Annotated in this window: 15 protein-coding genes; 13 read left to right on the forward strand and 2 right to left on the reverse strand. The window is 51.7% G+C overall.

Annotation, left to right across the window (positions count from 1 at the left end):
• Nucleotides 1–36: 36 nt before the first annotated feature.
• From msbA to C7B16_RS12790, 6 genes are all read left to right on the forward strand, one after another.
• Nucleotides 37–1785, forward strand: coding sequence for a lipid A ABC transporter ATP-binding protein/permease MsbA (gene msbA, locus C7B16_RS12765; protein ID WP_000551252.1), 1749 nt, complete (start codon nt 37–39; stop codon nt 1783–1785).
• Nucleotides 1782–2768, forward strand: a complete 987-nt coding sequence (gene lpxK, locus C7B16_RS12770) for a tetraacyldisaccharide 4'-kinase (RefSeq protein ID WP_001516115.1) — start codon at nt 1782–1784, stop codon at nt 2766–2768. Before msbA ends, lpxK begins: the two co-directional genes overlap by 4 nt.
• 35 nt (nt 2769–2803) lie before the next feature.
• Nucleotides 2804–4036, forward strand: coding sequence for a crosslink repair DNA glycosylase YcaQ (gene ycaQ / locus C7B16_RS12775; RefSeq protein ID WP_001516116.1), 1233 nt, complete (start codon nt 2804–2806; stop codon nt 4034–4036).
• Nucleotides 4037–4087: 51 nt separating this feature from the next.
• Nucleotides 4088–4270 (forward strand): protein YcaR, encoded by a 183-nt coding sequence (ycaR, locus tag C7B16_RS12780; RefSeq protein ID WP_000350069.1) that lies wholly within the window; start codon nt 4088–4090, stop codon nt 4268–4270.
• Complete coding sequence (gene kdsB, locus C7B16_RS12785) at nt 4267–5013, forward strand: 3-deoxy-manno-octulosonate cytidylyltransferase (protein ID WP_000011587.1); 747 nt, start codon at nt 4267–4269, stop codon at nt 5011–5013. The genes ycaR and kdsB overlap by 4 nt, the downstream gene beginning before the upstream one ends.
• A 152-nt stretch (nt 5014–5165) precedes the next feature.
• The gene (locus tag C7B16_RS12790) at nt 5166–6059 is read left to right on the forward strand and encodes a YcbJ family phosphotransferase (RefSeq protein ID WP_000436936.1); all 894 of its coding nucleotides are present in this window, start codon (nt 5166–5168) and stop codon (nt 6057–6059) included.
• Here the strand turns inward: C7B16_RS12790 and elyC are convergent.
• The gene (elyC, locus tag C7B16_RS12795; protein ID WP_000899544.1) at nt 6036–6815 is read right to left on the reverse strand and encodes an envelope biogenesis factor ElyC; all 780 of its coding nucleotides are present in this window, start codon (nt 6813–6815) and stop codon (nt 6036–6038) included. The two genes, C7B16_RS12790 and elyC, sit on opposite strands and share 24 nt — an antisense overlap.
• Before the next feature lie 135 nt (nt 6816–6950).
• Between elyC and cmoM the strand changes: the two genes are divergently transcribed.
• The 7 genes from cmoM (at nt 6951) to gloC (ending at nt 17693) form a co-directional block, all read left to right on the forward strand.
• A complete protein-coding gene (gene cmoM / locus C7B16_RS12800) occupies nt 6951–7736 on the forward strand; it encodes a tRNA uridine 5-oxyacetic acid(34) methyltransferase CmoM (RefSeq protein ID WP_001516118.1) in 786 nt (261 codons plus the stop codon).
• Entirely contained in the window at nt 7733–9055 is a 1323-nt protein-coding gene (gene mukF / locus C7B16_RS12805; protein WP_001288861.1) for a chromosome partition protein MukF, read from the forward strand. The genes cmoM and mukF overlap by 4 nt, the downstream gene beginning before the upstream one ends.
• A complete protein-coding gene (mukE, locus tag C7B16_RS12810) occupies nt 9036–9740 on the forward strand; it encodes a chromosome partition protein MukE (protein ID WP_010329756.1) in 705 nt (234 codons plus the stop codon). Before mukF ends, mukE begins: the two co-directional genes overlap by 20 nt.
• Nucleotides 9740–14200, forward strand: coding sequence for a chromosome partition protein MukB (gene mukB / locus C7B16_RS12815; RefSeq protein WP_000572625.1), 4461 nt, complete (start codon nt 9740–9742; stop codon nt 14198–14200). Before mukE ends, mukB begins: the two co-directional genes overlap by 1 nt.
• 256 nt (nt 14201–14456) lie before the next feature.
• Nucleotides 14457–16289, forward strand: coding sequence for a L,D-transpeptidase (gene ldtD, locus C7B16_RS12820; RefSeq protein WP_107179775.1), 1833 nt, complete (start codon nt 14457–14459; stop codon nt 16287–16289).
• Nucleotides 16290–16470: 181 nt separating this feature from the next.
• Nucleotides 16471–17019: a YcbK family protein gene (locus C7B16_RS12825; RefSeq protein ID WP_001516120.1), complete on the forward strand. Its 549-nt coding sequence runs from the start codon at nt 16471–16473 to the stop codon at nt 17017–17019.
• Nucleotides 17020–17045: 26 nt separating this feature from the next.
• A complete protein-coding gene (gene gloC, locus C7B16_RS12830; protein WP_107179776.1) occupies nt 17046–17693 on the forward strand; it encodes a hydroxyacylglutathione hydrolase GloC in 648 nt (215 codons plus the stop codon).
• 50 nt (nt 17694–17743) lie between these two features.
• Here gloC and aspC read toward each other — a convergent pair whose 3' ends face one another.
• Entirely contained in the window at nt 17744–18934 is a 1191-nt protein-coding gene (gene aspC / locus C7B16_RS12835; protein ID WP_000462674.1) for an aspartate transaminase, read from the reverse strand.
• Between the last annotated feature and the right edge of the window lie 127 nt (nt 18935–19061).

Raw genomic sequence — 19061 nt, forward strand, 5'->3', positions numbered from 1 at the left:
AATATGCGGCTATTTCAACAAATGCTGGTTTTTTGAATGCATAACGACAAAGATCTCTCTACGTGGCAGACATTCCGCCGACTGTGGCCAACCATTGCGCCTTTTAAAGCGGGTCTGATCGTGGCGGGCATAGCGTTAATCCTCAACGCGGCCAGCGATACCTTCATGTTATCGCTCCTTAAGCCACTTCTTGATGATGGCTTTGGTAAAACAGATCGCTCCGTGCTGATGTGGATGCCGCTGGTGGTTATTGGGCTGATGATTTTACGTGGTATCACCAGTTATATATCCAGCTACTGTATCTCCTGGGTATCTGGCAAAGTGGTAATGACCATGCGTCGTCGCCTGTTTGGTCATATGATGGGAATGCCGGTTTCATTTTTTGATAAACAGTCAACCGGGACTCTGCTTTCACGTATTACTTACGATTCTGAACAGGTTGCTTCGTCATCTTCCGGCGCACTGATTACTGTTGTACGTGAAGGTGCGTCCATCATTGGTTTGTTCGCCATGATGTTCTATTACAGTTGGCAGTTATCGATCATTTTGATTGTGCTGGCACCCATTGTCTCGATTGCAATTCGTATCGTATCGAAGCGTTTTCGCAGCATCAGTAAAAACATGCAAAACACGATGGGGCAGGTGACCACCAGTGCGGAACAGATGCTGAAAGGCCACAAAGAAGTGCTGATTTTTGGTGGCCAGGAAGTGGAAACGAAGCGTTTTGATAAGGTCAGCAACAAAATGCGTTTGCAGGGGATGAAGATGGTGTCCGCCTCGTCCATCTCTGACCCGATCATTCAATTGATCGCTTCTTTGGCGCTGGCGTTTGTTCTGTATGCGGCGAGCTTCCCAAGTGTGATGGATAGCCTGACAGCCGGTACGATTACCGTTGTTTTCTCTTCAATGATTGCACTGATGCGTCCGCTGAAATCGCTGACCAACGTTAACGCCCAGTTCCAACGTGGTATGGCGGCCTGTCAGACGCTGTTCACCATTCTGGATAGTGAACAGGAGAAAGACGAAGGTAAGCGTGAGATTGAGCGTGCTACCGGCGATGTGGAATTCCGTAATGTTACCTTCACCTATCCAGGGCGTGAAGTTCCCGCTTTGCGTAACATCAACCTGAAAATCCCGGCAGGGAAAACAGTTGCTCTGGTTGGACGTTCTGGTTCGGGTAAATCGACCATCGCGAGTTTAATCACTCGCTTCTACGATATCGATGAAGGCGAGATCCTGATGGATGGTCACGATCTACGCGAGTATACCCTGGCGTCATTGCGTAATCAGGTTGCGCTGGTGTCGCAGAATGTCCATCTGTTTAACGATACGGTTGCCAACAACATTGCTTACGCACGTACTGACCAGTACAGCCGTGAGCAAATTGAAGAAGCGGCGCGTATGGCTTATGCCATGGACTTTATCAATAAGATGGATAACGGTCTCGATACGGTAATTGGCGAAAACGGTGTACTGCTTTCTGGCGGTCAGCGTCAGCGTATTGCTATTGCTCGTGCTTTGTTGCGTGACAGCCCGATTCTGATTCTGGACGAAGCCACCTCGGCACTGGATACTGAATCTGAACGTGCAATTCAGGCGGCGCTGGATGAGTTGCAGAAAAACCGTACTTCACTGGTGATAGCCCACCGTTTGTCTACCATTGAAAAGGCAGACGAAATTGTGGTCGTCGAGGACGGGGTCATTGTGGAACGCGGTACGCACAACGATTTGCTTGAACACCGTGGTGTCTACGCGCAACTTCACAAAATGCAGTTTGGCCAATGATTGAAAAAATCTGGTCTGGTGAATCGCCTTTGTGGCGGCTGTTGCTGCCACTCTCCTGGCTGTATGGCCTGGTGAGTGGTGCAATCCGTCTTTGCTACAAATTAAAATTGAAACGCGCATGGCGCGCGCCAGTGCCAGTTGTGGTGGTCGGTAACCTCACCGCAGGTGGCAATGGAAAAACCCCGGTCGTTGTCTGGCTGGTGGAACAACTGCAAAAACGCGGTGTTCGCGTTGGTGTGGTGTCAAGGGGGTATGGCGGTAAGGCCGAGTCGTATCCGTTGTTACTGTCGGCAGATACCACCACGGCACAGGCGGGTGATGAACCGGTGCTTATTTATCAGCGCACTGGTGCGCCTGTTGCGGTTTCTCCCGAACGTTCTGATGCAGTAAAAGTGATTCTGGCGCAGCATCCTGATGTACAACTCATCGTGACTGACGACGGTCTACAGCATTATCGCCTGGCGCGAGATGTAGAAATTGTCGTCATCGATGGTGTGCGTCGCTTTGGTAATGGCTGGTGGTTGCCCGCGGGGCCAATGCGTGAGCGAGCGGGGCGCTTAAAATCGGTTGATGCGGTAATCGTCAACGGCGGTGTACCGCACAATGGTGAAATCCCAATGCATCTGCTGCCGGGTCAGGCTGTGAATTTGCGTACTGGTACGCGTTGTGATGTTGCACAACTTGAACATGTGGTAGCAATGGCGGGGATTGGTCACCCGCCGCGCTTTTTTGCCACGCTGAAGATGTGCGGTGTTCAACCAGAAAAATGTGTTCCGCTGGCCGATCATCAGTCTTTGAATCATGCGGATGTCAGCGCACTGTTAAGTGCCGGGCAAACGCTGATCATGACTGAAAAAGATGCGGTGAAATGCCGGGCCTTTGCAGAAGAAAATTGGTGGTATTTGCCCGTTGACGCACAGCTTTCGGGCGATGAACCAGAGAAACTGCTCGCGCAACTTTCCTCGCTGGCTTCTGGCAACTAATTCCGCCGCGGCAGCGTTCAATAGATGGAGCCATGATGACGCTGCCGTATATTTCCCTTGCCGATGCGCGTAATCTTCACCTTGCCGCGCAAGGCCTGTTAAACAAATCCCGCCGTCGTGCGTCGCCAGAAGATATCCTGTCAACTATCTCCCGTATCTCCCTGCTACAAATCGACACTATCAATATCGTTGCCCGCAGCCCTTATCTGGTACTTTTTAGTCGCCTTGGTAATTATTCTCCGCAGTGGCTGGATGAGTCACTGACACGTGGCGAATTAATGGAGTACTGGGCGCATGAAGCCTGCTTTATGCCGCGTAGCGATTTTCGTCTTATTCGCCACCGAATGCTGGCACCTGAAAAAATGGGCTGGAAATACAAAGACGCCTGGATGCAGGAACATGTAGCAGAAATTGAACAGTTAATTCAGCACATACAAGATAACGGACCGGTACGTTCAGCCGATTTTGAACATCCCCGAAAAGGGGCAAGCGGTTGGTGGGAGTGGAAGCCCCATAAACGGCATCTGGAAGGCTTATTTACTGCCGGAAAAGTCATGGTAGTTGAACGGCGCAACTTCCAGCGAGTTTATGATCTAACCCATCGCGTCATGCCTCACTGGGATGATGAGCGTGATCTCGTTTCGCAAACAGAAGCAGAAATCGCCATGCTGGATAACAGCGCGCGTTGCCTGGGAATATTCCGCGAACAGTGGCTGGCGGATTATTATCGTTTGAAACGTCCTGCACTGTCGGCCTGGCGTGATCTATGTGCTGAACAGCAACAAATTATCCCCATAAATGTGGAGAGATTAGGACAACTCTGGCTGCATGCTGACTTGTTGCCTCTTCTCGAAACAGCTCTCGCGGGGAAACTAACCGCGACGCATAGCACTGTACTGTCACCTTTTGACCCTGTCGTCTGGGATCGTAAACGTGCAGAGCAACTTTTTGATTTTAGCTACCGGCTGGAATGCTACACGCCAGCGCCGAAACGCCAGTATGGCTATTTCGTTCTGCCGTTACTACATCGTGGGCAATTAGTCGGGCGAATGGATGCCAAAATACATCGCCAGGCGGGCATTCTTGAAGTTATCTCCCTCTGGTTACAGGATGGCATCAAACCGACAGCTTCTCTTCAAAAAGGGTTGCGCCAGGCGATTACCGATTTTGCTAGCTGGCAGCAGGCGACGCGAGTGACATTAGGGCGCTGCCCACCCGATCTTTTTACCGATTGCCGCACTGGCTGGGAAATAGCCCCCTACGCATAAATGATTATGATAAGATTTATGCATTCATAACCCGATCCATCTGGAGGAACTATGGATCATCGTCTGCTTGAAATCGTTGCCTGCCCGGTTTGCAACGGCAAACTTTGGTATAACCAGGAAAAACAAGAACTGATTTGCAAACTGGATAACCTGGCTTTCCCGCTGCGCGATGGCATTCCAGTTCTGCTGGAAACGGAAGCCCGTGTACTGACTGCCGATGAGAGTAAATCATGAGTTTTGTGGTCATTATTCCTGCGCGCTACGCTTCTACGCGTCTGCCCGGTAAACCGCTGGTCGATATTAACGGCAAGCCCATGATCGTTCATGTCCTTGAGCGCGCCCGCGAATCAGGTGCCGATCGCATCATCGTGGCAACCGATCATGACGATGTCGCCCGCGTCGTTGAAGCTGCGGGTGGTGAAGTATGCATGACGCGCGCCGATCATCAATCAGGCACTGAGCGTCTGGCGGAAGTTGTCGAAAAATGCGCGTTCAGTGACGATACGGTGATTGTTAATGTGCAGGGGGATGAACCCATGATCCCTGCAACAATCATTCGTCAGGTTGCCGATAATCTCGCCCAGCGTGAAGTGGGAATGGCTACCCTGGCTGTACCTATCCACAATGCGGAAGAAGTCTTTAATCCGAATGCGGTTAAAGTGGTTCTTGATGCTGAAGGTTATGCGCTTTACTTTTCACGTGCCACCATTCCGTGGGATCGTGACCGTTTTGCAAAAAGTCTGGAAACCGTTGGTGATAACTTCCTGCGGCATCTCGGTATTTATGGCTACCGTGCAGGCTTTATCCGCCGTTATGTTAACTGGCAGCCAAGCCCGTTAGAACACATCGAAATGTTAGAGCAGCTTCGCGTACTGTGGTACGGCGAAAAAATCCATGTTGCTGTCGCCCGGGAAGTTCCTGGTACAGGTGTGGATACCCCTGAAGATCTCGAGCGCGTTCGCGCTGAAATGCGCTAAGTTAATTTCACGACACTCCACCCGATTTTCGGGGGAGTGTCGTACCGTTACGATTTTCCTCATTTTTCTTTTCAACAATTGATCTCATTCAGGTGACATCTTTTACATTGGCGCTCATTATGAAGGCAGTAGCTTTTATGAGGGTAATCTGAATGGAACAGCTGCGTGCCGAATTAAGCCATTTACTGGGTGAAAAACTCAGTCGTATTGAGTGTGTCAATGAAAAAGCGAATACGGCGTTGTGGGCTTTGTATGACAGCCAGGGAAACCCAATGCCGCTGTTGGCAAGAAGCTTTAGTACGCCAGGGCAAGCACGACAGTTGGCATGGAAAACCACCATGCTGGCGCGCAGCGGGACTATCCGTATGCCAACTATTTATGGTGTGATGACACATGAAGAACACCCAGGCCCCGATGTCCTGTTACTGGAGCGGATGCGTGGTGTTTCTGTGGAAGCACCTGCACGTACACCGGAACGTTGGGAGCATCTGAAAGAGCAAATTGTTGAAGCTCTGTTGGCCTGGCACCGACAGGACAGTCGCGGTTGCGTTGGCGCAGTGGATAATACCCAGGAAAATTTCTGGCCCTCCTGGTATCGGCAACATATTGAAGTGTTATGGACCACGCTCAATCAGTTCAATAACACCGGTTTAACCATGCAGGATAAGCGGATTCTGTTCCGCACCCGCGAATGTCTTCCAGCATTATTTGAAGGATTTAACGACAATTGTGTGCTGATTCACGGTAATTTCTGTTTGCGTAGCATGTTGAAAGATTCGCGCAGCGATCAACTACTGGCGATGGTCGGGCCGGGATTAATGCTTTGGGCACCGCGAGAGTATGAACTGTTCCGACTAATGGATAATACGCTGGCAGAAGATTTACTCTGGAGTTACCTGCAACGCGCGCCAGTGGCGGAGTCGTTCATCTGGCGACGTTGGCTATATGTGTTATGGGATGAAGTTGCGCAACTGGTCAATACCGGACGGTTTAGTCGGAGCAACTTCGATCTGGCATCAAAATCACTCTTGCCGTGGCTCGCCTGATGAACCTTTTAACCACTGCCAGATGCGGCCAAGCGTTTCATAACCGGCCCGATCGCTATGCATCAACCAGACCGGAGACGGGATTGCCCGTTCCCACGGGTTAAGCGGTGAATCGATCGCCAGTTGATTGGCGGGGGCAGGTAGCGGATTTAACCCTGCATGTTGAAAAAAGATCATCGCGCGCGGCAAATGAGACGCAGAGGTCACCAACAGGAAAGGGGCGTCACCAATTGCCTGTTTCACTGCTGTGGCTTCTTCTTCGGTATCTTTCGGTAAATCCAGCGTAATAATCTGCTCGCGTGGGACACCCAGCGATTGCGCCACTCTGGCCCCCACTTCTGCTGTACTCACCGTATTGGTTTTTGCCACACCACCCGTGAAGATTAACTTTGATCCCGGATTTTCACGCCACAAACGCACGCCTTCATTCAGGCGTGGCAGACTGTTATTGATTAAATTTGAACTTGGCGCCCACTGCGGGTTCCAGGTATAGCCGCCGCCCAGCACCACTATATAGTCCACTTTTTGTACATTGTTCCATGTCGGATAGGTGCTTTCGATGGGACGCAGCAGACGATCTGCTACCGGTTGCAAACTTAATAACAAAAGTGCCAGCCATCCTACGCTAATAAATATCTTCCCGGTTTTTTGAAAACGACTAAACCACAGCAGCACCAGGCCAGCACCAATAATCAGCAACATCAGCGGAAGTGGCAGCAGCATACCGCCAATCACTTTTTTCAGTGTAAAAAGCATCCTTTCTGGTTCCTTTTTTAACCATATAGCGAGGGATCGGCAGTGATATTACACCAGACGGGTTCATTCTCGCCTCGGCTGTGACAAAATAGCGCCTTTATCAGAAAACGTCTTAGCCAACCGGTGGAGAAAGCAATGCAGGATCGCAATTTTGATGATATTGCGGAAAAGTTTTCCCGTAACATTTACGGCACCACCAAAGGACAGCTTCGACAGGCTATTCTGTGGCAGGATCTCGATCGTGTGCTGGCGGAAATAGGCTCGCAAAAATTGCGAGTGCTGGATGCTGGCGGTGGTGAAGGGCAGACGGCGATCAAAATGGCCGGGCGTGGGCATCAGGTCATTTTATGCGATCTTTCTGCGCAGATGATCGACCGCGCAAAGCAGGCGGCAGAAGCAAAAGGTGTGAGCGGCAACATGCAATTTATACATTGCGCTGCTCAGGATGTTGCTTCGCATTTGGAAACGCCCGTTGATCTGATATTGTTCCATGCGGTGCTGGAGTGGGTCGCTGACCCCCGTAGCGTGTTACAGACTCTGTGGTCAGTGTTGCGCCCAGGAGGCATGTTGTCGTTAATGTTCTACAATGCGCACGGTTTGCTGATGCACAACATGGTTGCAGGGAATTTTGATTACGTGCAGGCGGGAATGCCGAAAAAGAAAAAACGGACGCTTTCGCCAGACTCTCCGCGCGATCCGGCGCAGGTATATCAGTGGCTGGAAGAAGCTGGCTGGCAAATTACCGGCAAGACCGGCGTTCGCGTGTTTCATGATTATCTGCGTGAAAAGCACCAACAGCGCGATTGCTACGAAGCATTACTTGAATTAGAAACGCGTTATTGCCGTCAGGAACCTTACATTAGCCTGGGGCGTTATATTCATGTCACCGCGCGCAAACCGCAGAGCAAGGATAAAGTATGAGTGAATTTTCCCAGACAGTCCCCGAACTGGTTGCCTGGGCCAGAAAAAATGACTTCTCCATCTCGCTGCCGGTAGACCGTCTCTCTTTTCTGCTGGCGGTGGCCACGCTGAACGGCGAGCGTCTGGACGGCGAGATGAGTGAAGGTGAGCTGGTGGATGCATTCCGCCACGTGAGTGATGCGTTTGAGCAAACCAGCGAAACCATCGGCGTGCGCGCCAACAACGCGATCAACGATATGGTGCGTCAACGTCTGCTGAACCGCTTTACAAGCGAACAGGCGGAAGGGAACGCCATTTACCGTCTGACGCCGCTCGGCATCGGCATTACTGATTACTACATCCGTCAGCGCGAGTTTTCTACGCTGCGTCTTTCTATGCAATTGTCGATCGTTGCAGGCGAACTGAAGCGTGCGGCGGATGCGGCAGAAGAGGGCGGCGATGAGTTTCACTGGCACCGTAACGTCTATGCGCCGCTGAAATACTCGGTAGCAGAAATTTTCGACAGTATCGACCTGACGCAACGTCTGATGGACGAACAGCAGCAACAGGTGAAAGACGATATCGCCCAGTTACTGAATAAAGACTGGCGGGCGGCGATCTCAAGCTGTGAAATGTTGCTTTCGGAAACCTCTGGTACGCTGCGTGAATTGCAAGATACGCTGGAAGCGGCGGGCGACAAATTACAGGCTAACCTGTTGCGCATCCAGGATGCGACCATGACCCATGACGATCTGCATTTTGTCGATCGTCTGGTGTACGACCTGCAAAGCAAACTCGACCGTATTATCAGTTGGGGTCAGCAATCCATCGATTTATGGATCGGTTATGACCGCCACGTACATAAATTTATCCGTACCGCGATCGATATGGATAAAAACCGTGTCTTTGCCCAGCGATTACGTCAGTCGGTACAAACCTATTTTGATGACCCGTGGGCGCTGACTTACGCCAATGCCGATCGTCTGCTGGATATGCGTGACGAAGAGATGGCACTGCGTGACGAAGAAGTGACCGGGGAACTTCCGCCAGATTTAGAGTACGAAGAGTTTAACGAGATCCGCGAACAACTGGCGGCAATCATCGAAGAGCAGCTCGCCGTCTATAAAACCAGACAAGTGCCGCTGGATCTTGGTCTGGTGGTACGCGAATATCTGGCGCAGTATCCGCGTGCGCGTCACTTTGATGTTGCGCGCATTGTTATTGATCAGGCGGTACGCCTCGGCGTAGCGCAAGCAGACTTCACCGGACTGCCAGCGAAATGGCAGCCGATTAATGATTACGGAGCCAAGGTACAGGCGCATGTCATCGACAAATATTGAACAAGTGATGCCGGTTAAGCTGGCGCAAGCGCTGGCGAATCCGTTATTTCCGGCGCTGGATAGCGCCTTACGTTCAGGTCGCCATATCGGTCTTGACGAACTGGACAACCATGCATTCCTGATGGATTTTCAGGAATACCTGGAAGAGTTTTACGCGCGTTATAACGTTGAGCTTATTCGCGCGCCGGAAGGTTTCTTCTATTTGCGTCCACGTTCCACCACGTTGATCCCTCGTTCCGTGTTGTCCGAACTGGATATGATGGTTGGGAAAATCCTCTGTTATCTCTATCTCAGCCCGGAACGGCTGGCGAACGAGGGGATTTTTACTCAGCAGGAACTGTATGACGAACTGCTCACCCTGGCTGACGAAGCGAAACTGCTGAAACTGGTAAACAACCGTTCTACCGGTTCAGACGTTGACCGCCAGAAGTTGCAGGAAAAAGTACGTTCTTCGCTAAATCGTCTGCGTCGTTTGGGCATGGTGTGGTTTATGGGCCACGACAGCAGCAAGTTCCGCATTACAGAATCGGTGTTCCGTTTTGGTGCGGATGTGCGTGCTGGTGACGATCCGCGCGAAGCCCAACGTCGCCTGATTCGCGATGGTGAAGCAATGTCGCTGGAAAATCACCTGCAACTCAACGACGAAACCGAAGAGAATCAGCCAGATAGCGGAGAGGAAGAATAATGATTGAACGCGGTAAATTTCGCTCACTGACGCTGATTAACTGGAACGGCTTTTTTGCCCGTACCTTTGACCTCGATGAGCTGGTCACAACGCTTTCCGGCGGTAACGGTGCAGGTAAATCCACCACTATGGCGGCGTTTGTTACGGCGCTTATTCCTGACCTGACCCTGCTGCACTTCCGTAACACCACGGAAGCCGGGGCCACCAGTGGTTCGCGCGATAAAGGTTTGCACGGTAAGCTAAAAGCGGGCGTCTGTTATTCGATGCTTGACACCATCAACTCGCGCCATCAGCGCGTGGTGGTCGGTGTGCGTCTGCAACAGGTTGCCGGGCGCGATCGTAAAGTGGATATCAAACCGTTTGCGATTCAGGGGCTACCGATGTCGGTGCTGCCGACGCAACTGGTGACAGAAACCCTGAACGAACGCCAGGCGCGCGTGCTGCCGCTTAATGAGCTGAAAGAGAAGCTCGAAGCGATGGAAGGCGTGCAGTTTAAGCAGTTCAATTCCATCACCGATTACCATTCACTGATGTTCGATCTGGGCATCATTGCGCGTCGTCTGCGCTCGGCGTCTGATCGTAGTAAATTCTATCGTCTGATCGAAGCCTCACTGTACGGCGGTATTTCCAGTGCCATTACCCGTTCTCTGCGTGACTATCTGCTGCCAGAAAACAGCGGTGTGCGTAAAGCGTTCCAGGATATGGAAGCAGCGCTGCGTGAAAACCGCATGACGCTGGAAGCGATTCGTGTAACGCAGTCCGATCGCGACCTGTTTAAGCATTTGATCAGTGAAGCCACCAACTATGTGGCGGCGGACTATATGCGTCACGCCAACGAACGTCGCGTTCATCTGGATAAGGCACTAGAGTTTCGTCGTGAGCTACACACTTCTCGTCAGCAACTAGCGGCGGAGCAGTACAAACACGTCGATATGGCGCGTGAACTGGCAGAGCACAACGGTGCGGAAGGCGATCTGGAAGCAGATTATCAGGCAGCCAGCGATCACTTGAACCTCGTGCAAACCGCACTGCGTCAGCAGGAAAAGATCGAACGTTACGAAGCGGATCTCGATGAATTGCAGATCCGTCTCGAAGAGCAAAACGAAGTGGTGGCAGAGGCCATCGAACGTCAGGAAGAGAATGAAGCGCGCGCGGAAGCCGCCGAACTGGAAGTGGACGAGCTGAAAAACCAGCTTGCTGACTACCAGCAGGCACTGGACGTCCAGCAAACGCGCGCGATCCAGTACAACCAGGCGATTACTGCACTTAACCGCGCTAAAGAACTGTGTCATCTGCCGGACTTAACTGCCGACAGCGCCGCCGAGTGGCTGGAAACCTTCCAGGCGAAAGAGCTGGAAGCCACCGAAAAAATGCTCTCTCTTGAGCAGAAAATGAGCATGGCACAAACCGCGCATAGCCAGTTTGAGCAGGCTTATCAGTTAGTCGCAGCCATTAACGGTCCGCTGGCGCGTAACGAAGCGTGGGATGTTGCTCGTGAACTGCTGCGCGAAGGGGTCGAACAACGTCACCTTGCAGAACAGGTTCAGCCGCTGCGGATGCGCTTAAGCGAACTGGAACAGCGCCTGCGTGAGCAACAGGAAGCCGAGCGCCTGCTGGCGGATTTCTGCAAACGCCAGGGCAAGAACTTTGATATCGATGAACTGGAAGCCCTGCATCAGGAACTGGAAGCACGCATTGCCTCCCTTTCTGACAGCGTGTCTAATGCCCGTGAAGAGCGCATGGCGCTGCGTCAGGAACAGGAACAACTGCAATCACGCATTCAGAGTCTGATGCAGCGTGCGCCGGTTTGGTTGGCTGCGCAAAACAGCCTCAATCAGTTGAGCGAGCAGTGCGGTGAAGAGTTCACCTCCAGTCAGGATGTCACTGAATACATGCAACAGTTGCTGGAGCGCGAGCGCGAGGCGATTGTTGAACGTGACGAAGTGGGCGCGCGCAAAAACGCCGTTGACGAAGAGATCGAGCGTTTAAGTCAGCCGGGGGGCTCTGAAGATCAGCGCCTGAATGCGCTGGCGGAACGTTTTGGCGGCGTGCTGTTGTCAGAAATTTATGACGACGTTAGCCTGGAAGATGCGCCGTACTTCTCGGCGCTGTATGGCCCCTCTCGTCACGCCATCGTAGTGCCCGATCTGTCGCAGATTGCCGAACAACTGGAAGGTTTAACCGATTGCCCGGAAGATCTCTATCTGATCGAAGGTGATCCGCAGTCATTCGATGACAGCGTGTTCAGCGTTGATGAACTGGAAAAAGCGGTGGTGGTGAAAATTGCCGACCGTCAGTGGCGTTATTCGCGCTTCCCTGAAGTGCCGTTGTTTGGTCGTGCGGCGCGCGAAAGCCGTATTGAAAGCCTTCATGCCGAACGTGAAGTGCTTTCCGAACGCTTCGCCACGCTCTCCTTTGATGTACAGAAAACTCAGCGCCTGCATCAGGCTTTCAGTCGCTTTATCGGCAGCCATCTGGCGGTGGCATTTGAGTCCGATCCGGAAGCTGAAATCCGTCAACTGAACAGCCGCCGCGTCGAACTGGAGCGGGCGTTGAGTAATCATGAAAATGATAACCAGCAGCAACGCATTCAGTTTGAGCAGGCGAAAGAGGGCGTGACAGCGCTTAACCGCATCCTGCCGCGCCTTAACCTGTTGGCTGACGATACGCTGGCAGATCGCGTCGATGAAATCCGCGAACGTCTGGATGAAGCCCAGGAAGCGGCGCGTTTTGTTCAGCAGTTCGGTAATCAACTGGCGAAACTGGAGCCGATCGTTTCAGTGTTGCAAAGCGATCCGGAACAGTTTGAACAGTTAAAAGAAGATTACGCATACTCCCAGCAGATGCAGCGCGATGCCCGTCAGCAGGCATTTGCCCTGACGGAAGTGGTGCAGCGTCGCGCACACTTTAGCTACTCCGACTCGGCAGAAATGCTCAGTGGTAACAGCGATCTCAACGAAAAATTGCGTGAACGTCTGGAACATGCGGAAGCAGAGCGTACCCGTGCTCGTGAAGCACTGCGTGGTCATGCTACACAGTTGAACCAGTACAATCAGGTGCTGGCATCGCTGAAAAGTTCTTACGACACTAAAAAAGAACTGCTTAACGATCTGCAACGCGAATTGCAGGATATCGGTGTGCGTGCCGATAGCGGCGCAGAAGAGCGCGCGCGTATTCGCCGTGACGAGCTACATGCGCAACTCAGTAATAACCGTTCCCGTCGCAACCAACTGGAAAAAGCGCTCACCTTCTGCGAAGCGGAGATGGACAACCTGACCCGTAAACTGCGCAAGCTGGAGCGTGATTATCACGAGATGCGCGAGCAGGTGGTGACCGCCAAAGCGGGCTGGTGCGCGGTAATGCGCATGGTGAAAGACAACGGCGTCGAACGCCGCTTGCACCGTCGCGAGCTGGCTTATCTTTCTGCTGATGATTTGCGTTCCATGTCGGATAAGGCGTTAGGTGCGCTGCGTCTGGCGGTAGCGGATAACGAACATCTACGCGACGTGCTGCGTATGTCGGAAGATCCAAAACGTCCGGAACGTAAAATCCAGTTCTTCGTGGCGGTTTACCAGCATCTGCGCGAACGAATCCGCCAGGATATTATTCGTACCGATGATCCGGTAGAAGCTATCGAGCAGATGGAGATCGAACTTAGCCGTCTGACCGAAGAATTAACCTCCCGTGAGCAGAAACTGGCGATCAGTTCCCGCAGTGTGTCGAACATTATTCGCAAAACCATTCAGCGCGAACAGAACCGTATCCGTATGCTCAACCAGGGCTTGCAGAACGTGTCGTTCGGCCAGGTGAACAGCGTACGTCTGAACGTGAATGTGCGTGAAACGCACGCCATGTTGCTGGATGTGCTTTCTGAACAACATGAACAACATCAGGATTTGTTTAACAGCAACCGTCTGACCTTCTCGGAAGCGCTGGCGAAACTGTATCAGCGCCTTAACCCGCAAATTGATATGGGGCAGCGCACGCCGCAGACCATTGGTGAAGAGCTGCTGGATTATCGCAACTACCTGGAGATGGAAGTTGAAGTTAACCGTGGTTCCGATGGATGGCTGCGTGCGGAGTCAGGCGCGTTGTCAACGGGTGAGGCCATCGGTACAGGGATGTCGATTCTGGTGATGGTGGTACAGAGCTGGGAAGATGAATCCCGTCGTCTGCGCGGTAAAGATATTTCTCCTTGTCGTCTGCTGTTCCTCGATGAAGCAGCGCGCCTGGATGCCCGTTCTATCGCCACGTTGTTTGAATTGTGTGAGCGTTTGCAAATGCAGCTCATCATCGCGGCACCAGAAAATATTAGTCCGGAAAAAGGCACCACCTACAAACTGGTGCGTAAGGTATTCCAGAATACCGAACACGTACATGTGGTTGGTTTGCGTGGCTTTGCGCCGCAGCTTCCTGAAACGCTTCCAGGAACTGACGAAGCGTCTTCCCAGGCAAGTTAAGATTAAGGCGGCAGCGATGTCGCCTTTTTTTTCGAAAACTCCGTTTCTGCACTAAAAAAATGCCGCATTACGGTGCGCTTTTCTTTAAACTTCTTTACATTAGGTTGTGTAAAAACGTATCGACGTTTATATACTGAAGGTAAGCCTGATAAGTAACAGGCTTGCTCGTCATACTTTCGTGAGTATTGGCGTTGTACAGGCAAGTAGAGAAAAGCAGCCTGGCTATTCAAAGTATGATAAAAACAGGGGGCAAGGGATGTTGCTTAACATGATGTGTGGTCGTCGGCTTTCGGCAATAAGTTTTTGTCTGGCCGTAACATTCGCTCCACTGTTCAGTGTGCAGGCTGATGAGCCTGAAGTAATCCCTGGCGACAGCCCGGTGGCTGTCAGCGAACAGGGAGATGTACTGCCGCAAGCGCAAGCGACGGCAATTATGGCGGGGATCCAACCGCTACCAGAGGGTGCGGCGGAAAACGCTCGCACACAAATCGAATCTCAATTACCCGCAGGTTATAAGCCGGTTTATCTTAACCAGCTTCAACTGCTGTATGCCGCACGTGATATGCAGCCGATGTGGGAAAACCGTGATGCGGTTAAAGCTTTCCAGCAGCAACTGGCGGAAGTGGCGATTGCCGGTTTTCAGCCGCAGTTTAATAAATGGGTAGAGTTACTGACTGACCCAGGCGTTAACGGTCTGGCACGTGACGTAGTGTTGTCGGATGCAATGCTGGGTTACCTTCATTTCGTTGCTAACATTCCGGTCAAAGGCACGCGCTGGCTATACAGCAGTAAACCTTATGCGCTCTCAACACCACCGCTCTCGGTCATTAACCAATGGCAGGTGGCGCTAAATAATGGCCAATTGCCAACGTTTGTTGCAGGACTGGCACCGCAGCATCCGCAATATGCCGCGATGCATGAATCTTTACTGACCTTGCTCAGTGATACCAAACCGTGGCCACAACTGACCGGTAAAGCAACGTTGCGTCCTGGCCAGTGGAGTAATGACGTACCAGCACTGCGCGAAATATTGCAGCGCACAGGTATGCTCGATGGTGGGCCGAAAATTACGCTGCCTGGCGATGAAACACCCGCTGATGCAGTCGTTAGCCCATCTGCCGTTGCCGTCGAAACTGCGGAAAAGCAAACAAAGTTTCTTAGTAAACCTAAGCCAACTGTACGTGCCGCCTACGATAATGAGCTGGTTGAAGCGGTTAAACGTTTTCAGGTATGGCAAGGATTGGGGGCAGATGGTGCTATTGGTCCAGCCACACGTGATTGGCTCAATGTGACACCTGCACAGCGTGCAGGTGTGTTGGCGCTCAACATCCAGCGTTTACGTTTGCTGCCTGCGGAGCTTTCTACCGGCATCATGGTCAATATACCGGCCTATTCTTTGGTCTATTACCAGAACGGTAATCAGGTGCTGGACTCGCGGGTGATTGTCGGCCGTCCTGACCGCAAAACACCAATGATGAGCAGTGCCTTAAACAATGTGGTAGTGAATCCGCCGTGGAACGTACCGCCGACGCTGGCACGCAAAGATATTCTGCCGAAAGTGCGTAATGATCCGGGCTATCTGGAAAGCCATGGCTATACGGTGATGCGTGGCTGGAACAGCAAAGAAGCAATTGACCCGTGGCAGGTTGACTGGTCGACGATTACCGCGTCGAATTTACCGTTCCGCTTTCAGCAAGCTCCAGGCCCACGAAATTCGCTAGGACGGTATAAATTTAATATGCCGAGTTCAGACGCTATCTACTTACATGACACGCCTAATCACAATCTGTTCAAGCGTGATACGCGTGCGTTGAGCTCTGGCTGTGTGAGGGTGAATAAGGCATCCGATCTGGCAAACATGCTGTTGCAGGATGCAGGCTGGAATGACAAGCGTATTTCCGATGCTCTGAAGCAGGGAGATACCCGTTACGTCAATATCCGTCAGTCTATCCCGGTTAATCTCTACTACCTGACAGCATTTGTCGGCGCAGATGGGCGTACTCAATATCGTACAGATATTTACAATTATGATCTGCCTGCGCGATCCAGCTCGCAAATTGTATCGAAAGCGGAACAATTAATCAGGTAAATGAAGTAGTTCGGGGAAATCAGTTGTCGTAATAATTGGCATGATTGGGGGCTATTCCTTGTAGCCCCCATCACTGCTGGGGTTGAGTCACCTTGACGTTAGCTTTATGGGCGGTTAAGGTGCACTCTTGTGCGCCAGAAGTGCATATAAACGATAACATTGACCTGTAGACTTGATTACCATGGACAAATTCGACGCTAATCGCCGCAAACTACTGGCGCTTGGTGGCGTTGCACTTGGTGCTGCCATCTTGCCGACCCCTGCGTTTGCGACACTCTCCACCCCACGCCCGCGTATTTTGACACTCAACAATCTCCATACTGGAGAGTCAATTAAAGCGGAGTTTTTCGATGGCAGAGGCTATATTCAGGAAGAATTGGCAAAACTAAACCATTTTTTCCGCGATTTCCGCGCGAACAAAATAAAGTCCATCGATCCAGGATTATTCGACCAGTTGTATCGCCTGCAAGGCCTGTTAGGTACTCGCAAGCCGGTACAGTTAATTTCTGGTTACCGTTCTATCGACACCAATAATGAATTACGCGCACACAGCCGTGGAGTAGCGAAGAAAAGCTATCACACCAAAGGCCAGGCGATGGATTTCCATATTGAAGGCGTCGCGTTAAGCAATATTCGCAAAGCCGCGTTATCTATGCGCGCAGGTGGTGTAGGATATTACCCACGTAGTAACTTTGTGCATATTGATACCGGACCTGCACGGCACTGGTAGCAATCGCTTAACGAAACAGGGGCAGTATGAATTATCGTATTATTCCGGTCACTGCATTCTCCCAGAACTGCTCATTGATCTGGTGTGAACAAACTCGCCTGGCAGCACTGGTTGATCCTGGCGGTGATGCGGAAAAAATTAAACAGGAAGTTGATGCCAGCGGCCTGACGCTGATGCAGATCCTACTGACACATGGCCATCTGGATCACGTTGGTGCAGCGGCGGAACTGGCAAAACATTACGGCGTGCCAGTACTTGGTCCGGAAAAGGAAGATGAGTTCTGGCTGCAAGGCTTGCCTGCGCAAAGCCGCATGTTTGGCCTGGATGAGTGTCAGCCACTGACGCCGGATCGTTGGCTGAATGAAGGCGACACGATCAGCATAGGGAATGTGACTTTACAGGTGTTACATTGCCCAGGGCATACACCGGGTCATGTGGTCTTTTTTGATAATCAGTCAAAACTGCTGATTTCTGGCGACGTCATTTTCAAAGGTGGAGTAGGGTGCAGTGACTTCCCACGTGGCGACCATAATCAACTGATCTCCTCTATCAAAGATAAACTGCTGCCGCTTGGCGATGATGTGACGTTTATTCCAGGGCACGGGCCGTTATCCACCCTCGGCTATGAACGGTTGCATAACCCCTTCCTGCAAGACGAAATTCCCGTCTGGTAAAGGCGCATAAAAAAGCCCGCTTTCACAGCGGGCTTCATTGGTTTTAATGCTTACAGCACAGCCACAATCGCTTCGCACAGCGGAGCCATGTTGTCTGGCGTCATCCCGGCTACGTTCACACGACCGGAAGCCACAGCATACACGCCAAACTCTTCACGCAGACGCAGTACCTGTTCTTTAGTCAGACCGCTAAAAGAGAACATGCCGTTTTGTTTGATAATGAAACTGAAGTCGCGGTTTGCGCCTTTTTCCTGCAGCGTATTAACGAACAATTGACGCATACGCTGAATACGCTGACGCATATCAGTCAGCTCTTGTTCCCAGATAGCACGTAACGCATCATTACTCAGGATAGTGGCAACAACCGAAGCTCCGTGCGCGGGTGGGTTAGAATAGTTCGCACGAATCGCCGCTTTCATCTGGCTGAATGCGCGATCCACGGTTTCACTGTCCGCAGCAACCAGCGTACATGCGCCTACACGCTCGTTGTACAGACCAAAGTTTTTAGAGTAGGAACTGGCGACGATCAGTTCTTTATGCAGAGCTGCGAAAACGCGCAGACCTTCAGCATCTTCTTCCAGACCGCGAGCAAAACCCTGGTAAGCAAAGTCAAACAGCGGTAACCAGCCTTTCTCAACGGAAAGCTGCGCCAGCGTTTGCCATTGCTCCAGTGTAGGATCAATGCCGGTTGGGTTATGGCAGCAACCGTGGAACAGCACCACGTCGCCAGCCTGGGCTTCGTTCAGACTGTTAATCAGGGCGTCGAAGTCCAGAGTATGTTTTTCCGCGTCGTAATAAGCGTATTCACGTACTTCCAGACCTGCAGAGTTAAAGACGCTCTTATGGTTCGGCCAGCTAGGGTTGCTCACCCACACACGCTTAACGTCGGTATTTTTTGCCAGGAAATCGGCAGCCACGCGTAACGCACCAGTACCACCAGGGGTCTGAGCTGTGCGGGCGCGTTTGTCGTTGATTAGGGCGCTACCTTTACCAAACAGCAGTTCCTGGGTGCAACGACCAAATTCAGGAATACCGTCAATGCCGAGGTAGTTTTTGGTGGTTTCATTTTCGAGCAGATACTGTTCAGCCTTTTTAACGCTGGTCAGTACCGGGGTTTTGCCCGTCTCATCTTTATAGACACCAATCCCGAGGTTAATTTTGCCGGGACGTTCATCGGCACGAAACAGATCGGCCAGGCCCAGAATCGGGTCGGCAGGAGCGGCGGTAATGTTCTCAAACATGACGAGGTTCCATTATGGTTACAGAAGGGAAGTCCGCTATCAGGGTAACGGGAGATTTACAAAATTCCAACTATTACTGATGAAAACGCCGGCTGTTTTTGCAAGACGTGAGATTGCTCTGGAAGGC

The sequence above is a fragment of the Escherichia sp. 20412-1 genome (assembly GCF_003027595.1).
GTDB classification, from domain to species: domain Bacteria; phylum Pseudomonadota; class Gammaproteobacteria; order Enterobacterales; family Enterobacteriaceae; genus Escherichia; species Escherichia marmotae.

Bases quoted from the DNA above. Each gene is read 5' to 3' on its own strand.
- msbA (WP_000551252.1), top strand. From the start codon at position 37: ATGCATAACGACAAAGATCTCTCTACGTGGCAGACATTCCGCCGACTG.
- lpxK (WP_001516115.1), top strand. From the start codon at position 1,782: ATGATTGAAAAAATCTGGTCTGGTGAATCGCCTTTGTGGCGGCTGTTG.
- ycaQ (WP_001516116.1), top strand. From the start codon at position 2,804: ATGACGCTGCCGTATATTTCCCTTGCCGATGCGCGTAATCTTCACCTT.
- ycaR (WP_000350069.1), top strand. From the start codon at position 4,088: ATGGATCATCGTCTGCTTGAAATCGTTGCCTGCCCGGTTTGCAACGGC.
- kdsB (WP_000011587.1), top strand. From the start codon at position 4,267: ATGAGTTTTGTGGTCATTATTCCTGCGCGCTACGCTTCTACGCGTCTG.
- C7B16_RS12790 (WP_000436936.1), top strand. From the start codon at position 5,166: ATGGAACAGCTGCGTGCCGAATTAAGCCATTTACTGGGTGAAAAACTC.
- elyC (WP_000899544.1), bottom strand. From the start codon at position 6,815: ATGCTTTTTACACTGAAAAAAGTGATTGGCGGTATGCTGCTGCCACTT.
- cmoM (WP_001516118.1), top strand. From the start codon at position 6,951: ATGCAGGATCGCAATTTTGATGATATTGCGGAAAAGTTTTCCCGTAAC.
- mukF (WP_001288861.1), top strand. From the start codon at position 7,733: ATGAGTGAATTTTCCCAGACAGTCCCCGAACTGGTTGCCTGGGCCAGA.
- mukE (WP_010329756.1), top strand. From the start codon at position 9,036: ATGTCATCGACAAATATTGAACAAGTGATGCCGGTTAAGCTGGCGCAA.
- mukB (WP_000572625.1), top strand. From the start codon at position 9,740: ATGATTGAACGCGGTAAATTTCGCTCACTGACGCTGATTAACTGGAAC.
- ldtD (WP_107179775.1), top strand. From the start codon at position 14,457: ATGTTGCTTAACATGATGTGTGGTCGTCGGCTTTCGGCAATAAGTTTT.
- C7B16_RS12825 (WP_001516120.1), top strand. From the start codon at position 16,471: ATGGACAAATTCGACGCTAATCGCCGCAAACTACTGGCGCTTGGTGGC.
- gloC (WP_107179776.1), top strand. From the start codon at position 17,046: ATGAATTATCGTATTATTCCGGTCACTGCATTCTCCCAGAACTGCTCA.
- aspC (WP_000462674.1), bottom strand. From the start codon at position 18,934: ATGTTTGAGAACATTACCGCCGCTCCTGCCGACCCGATTCTGGGCCTG.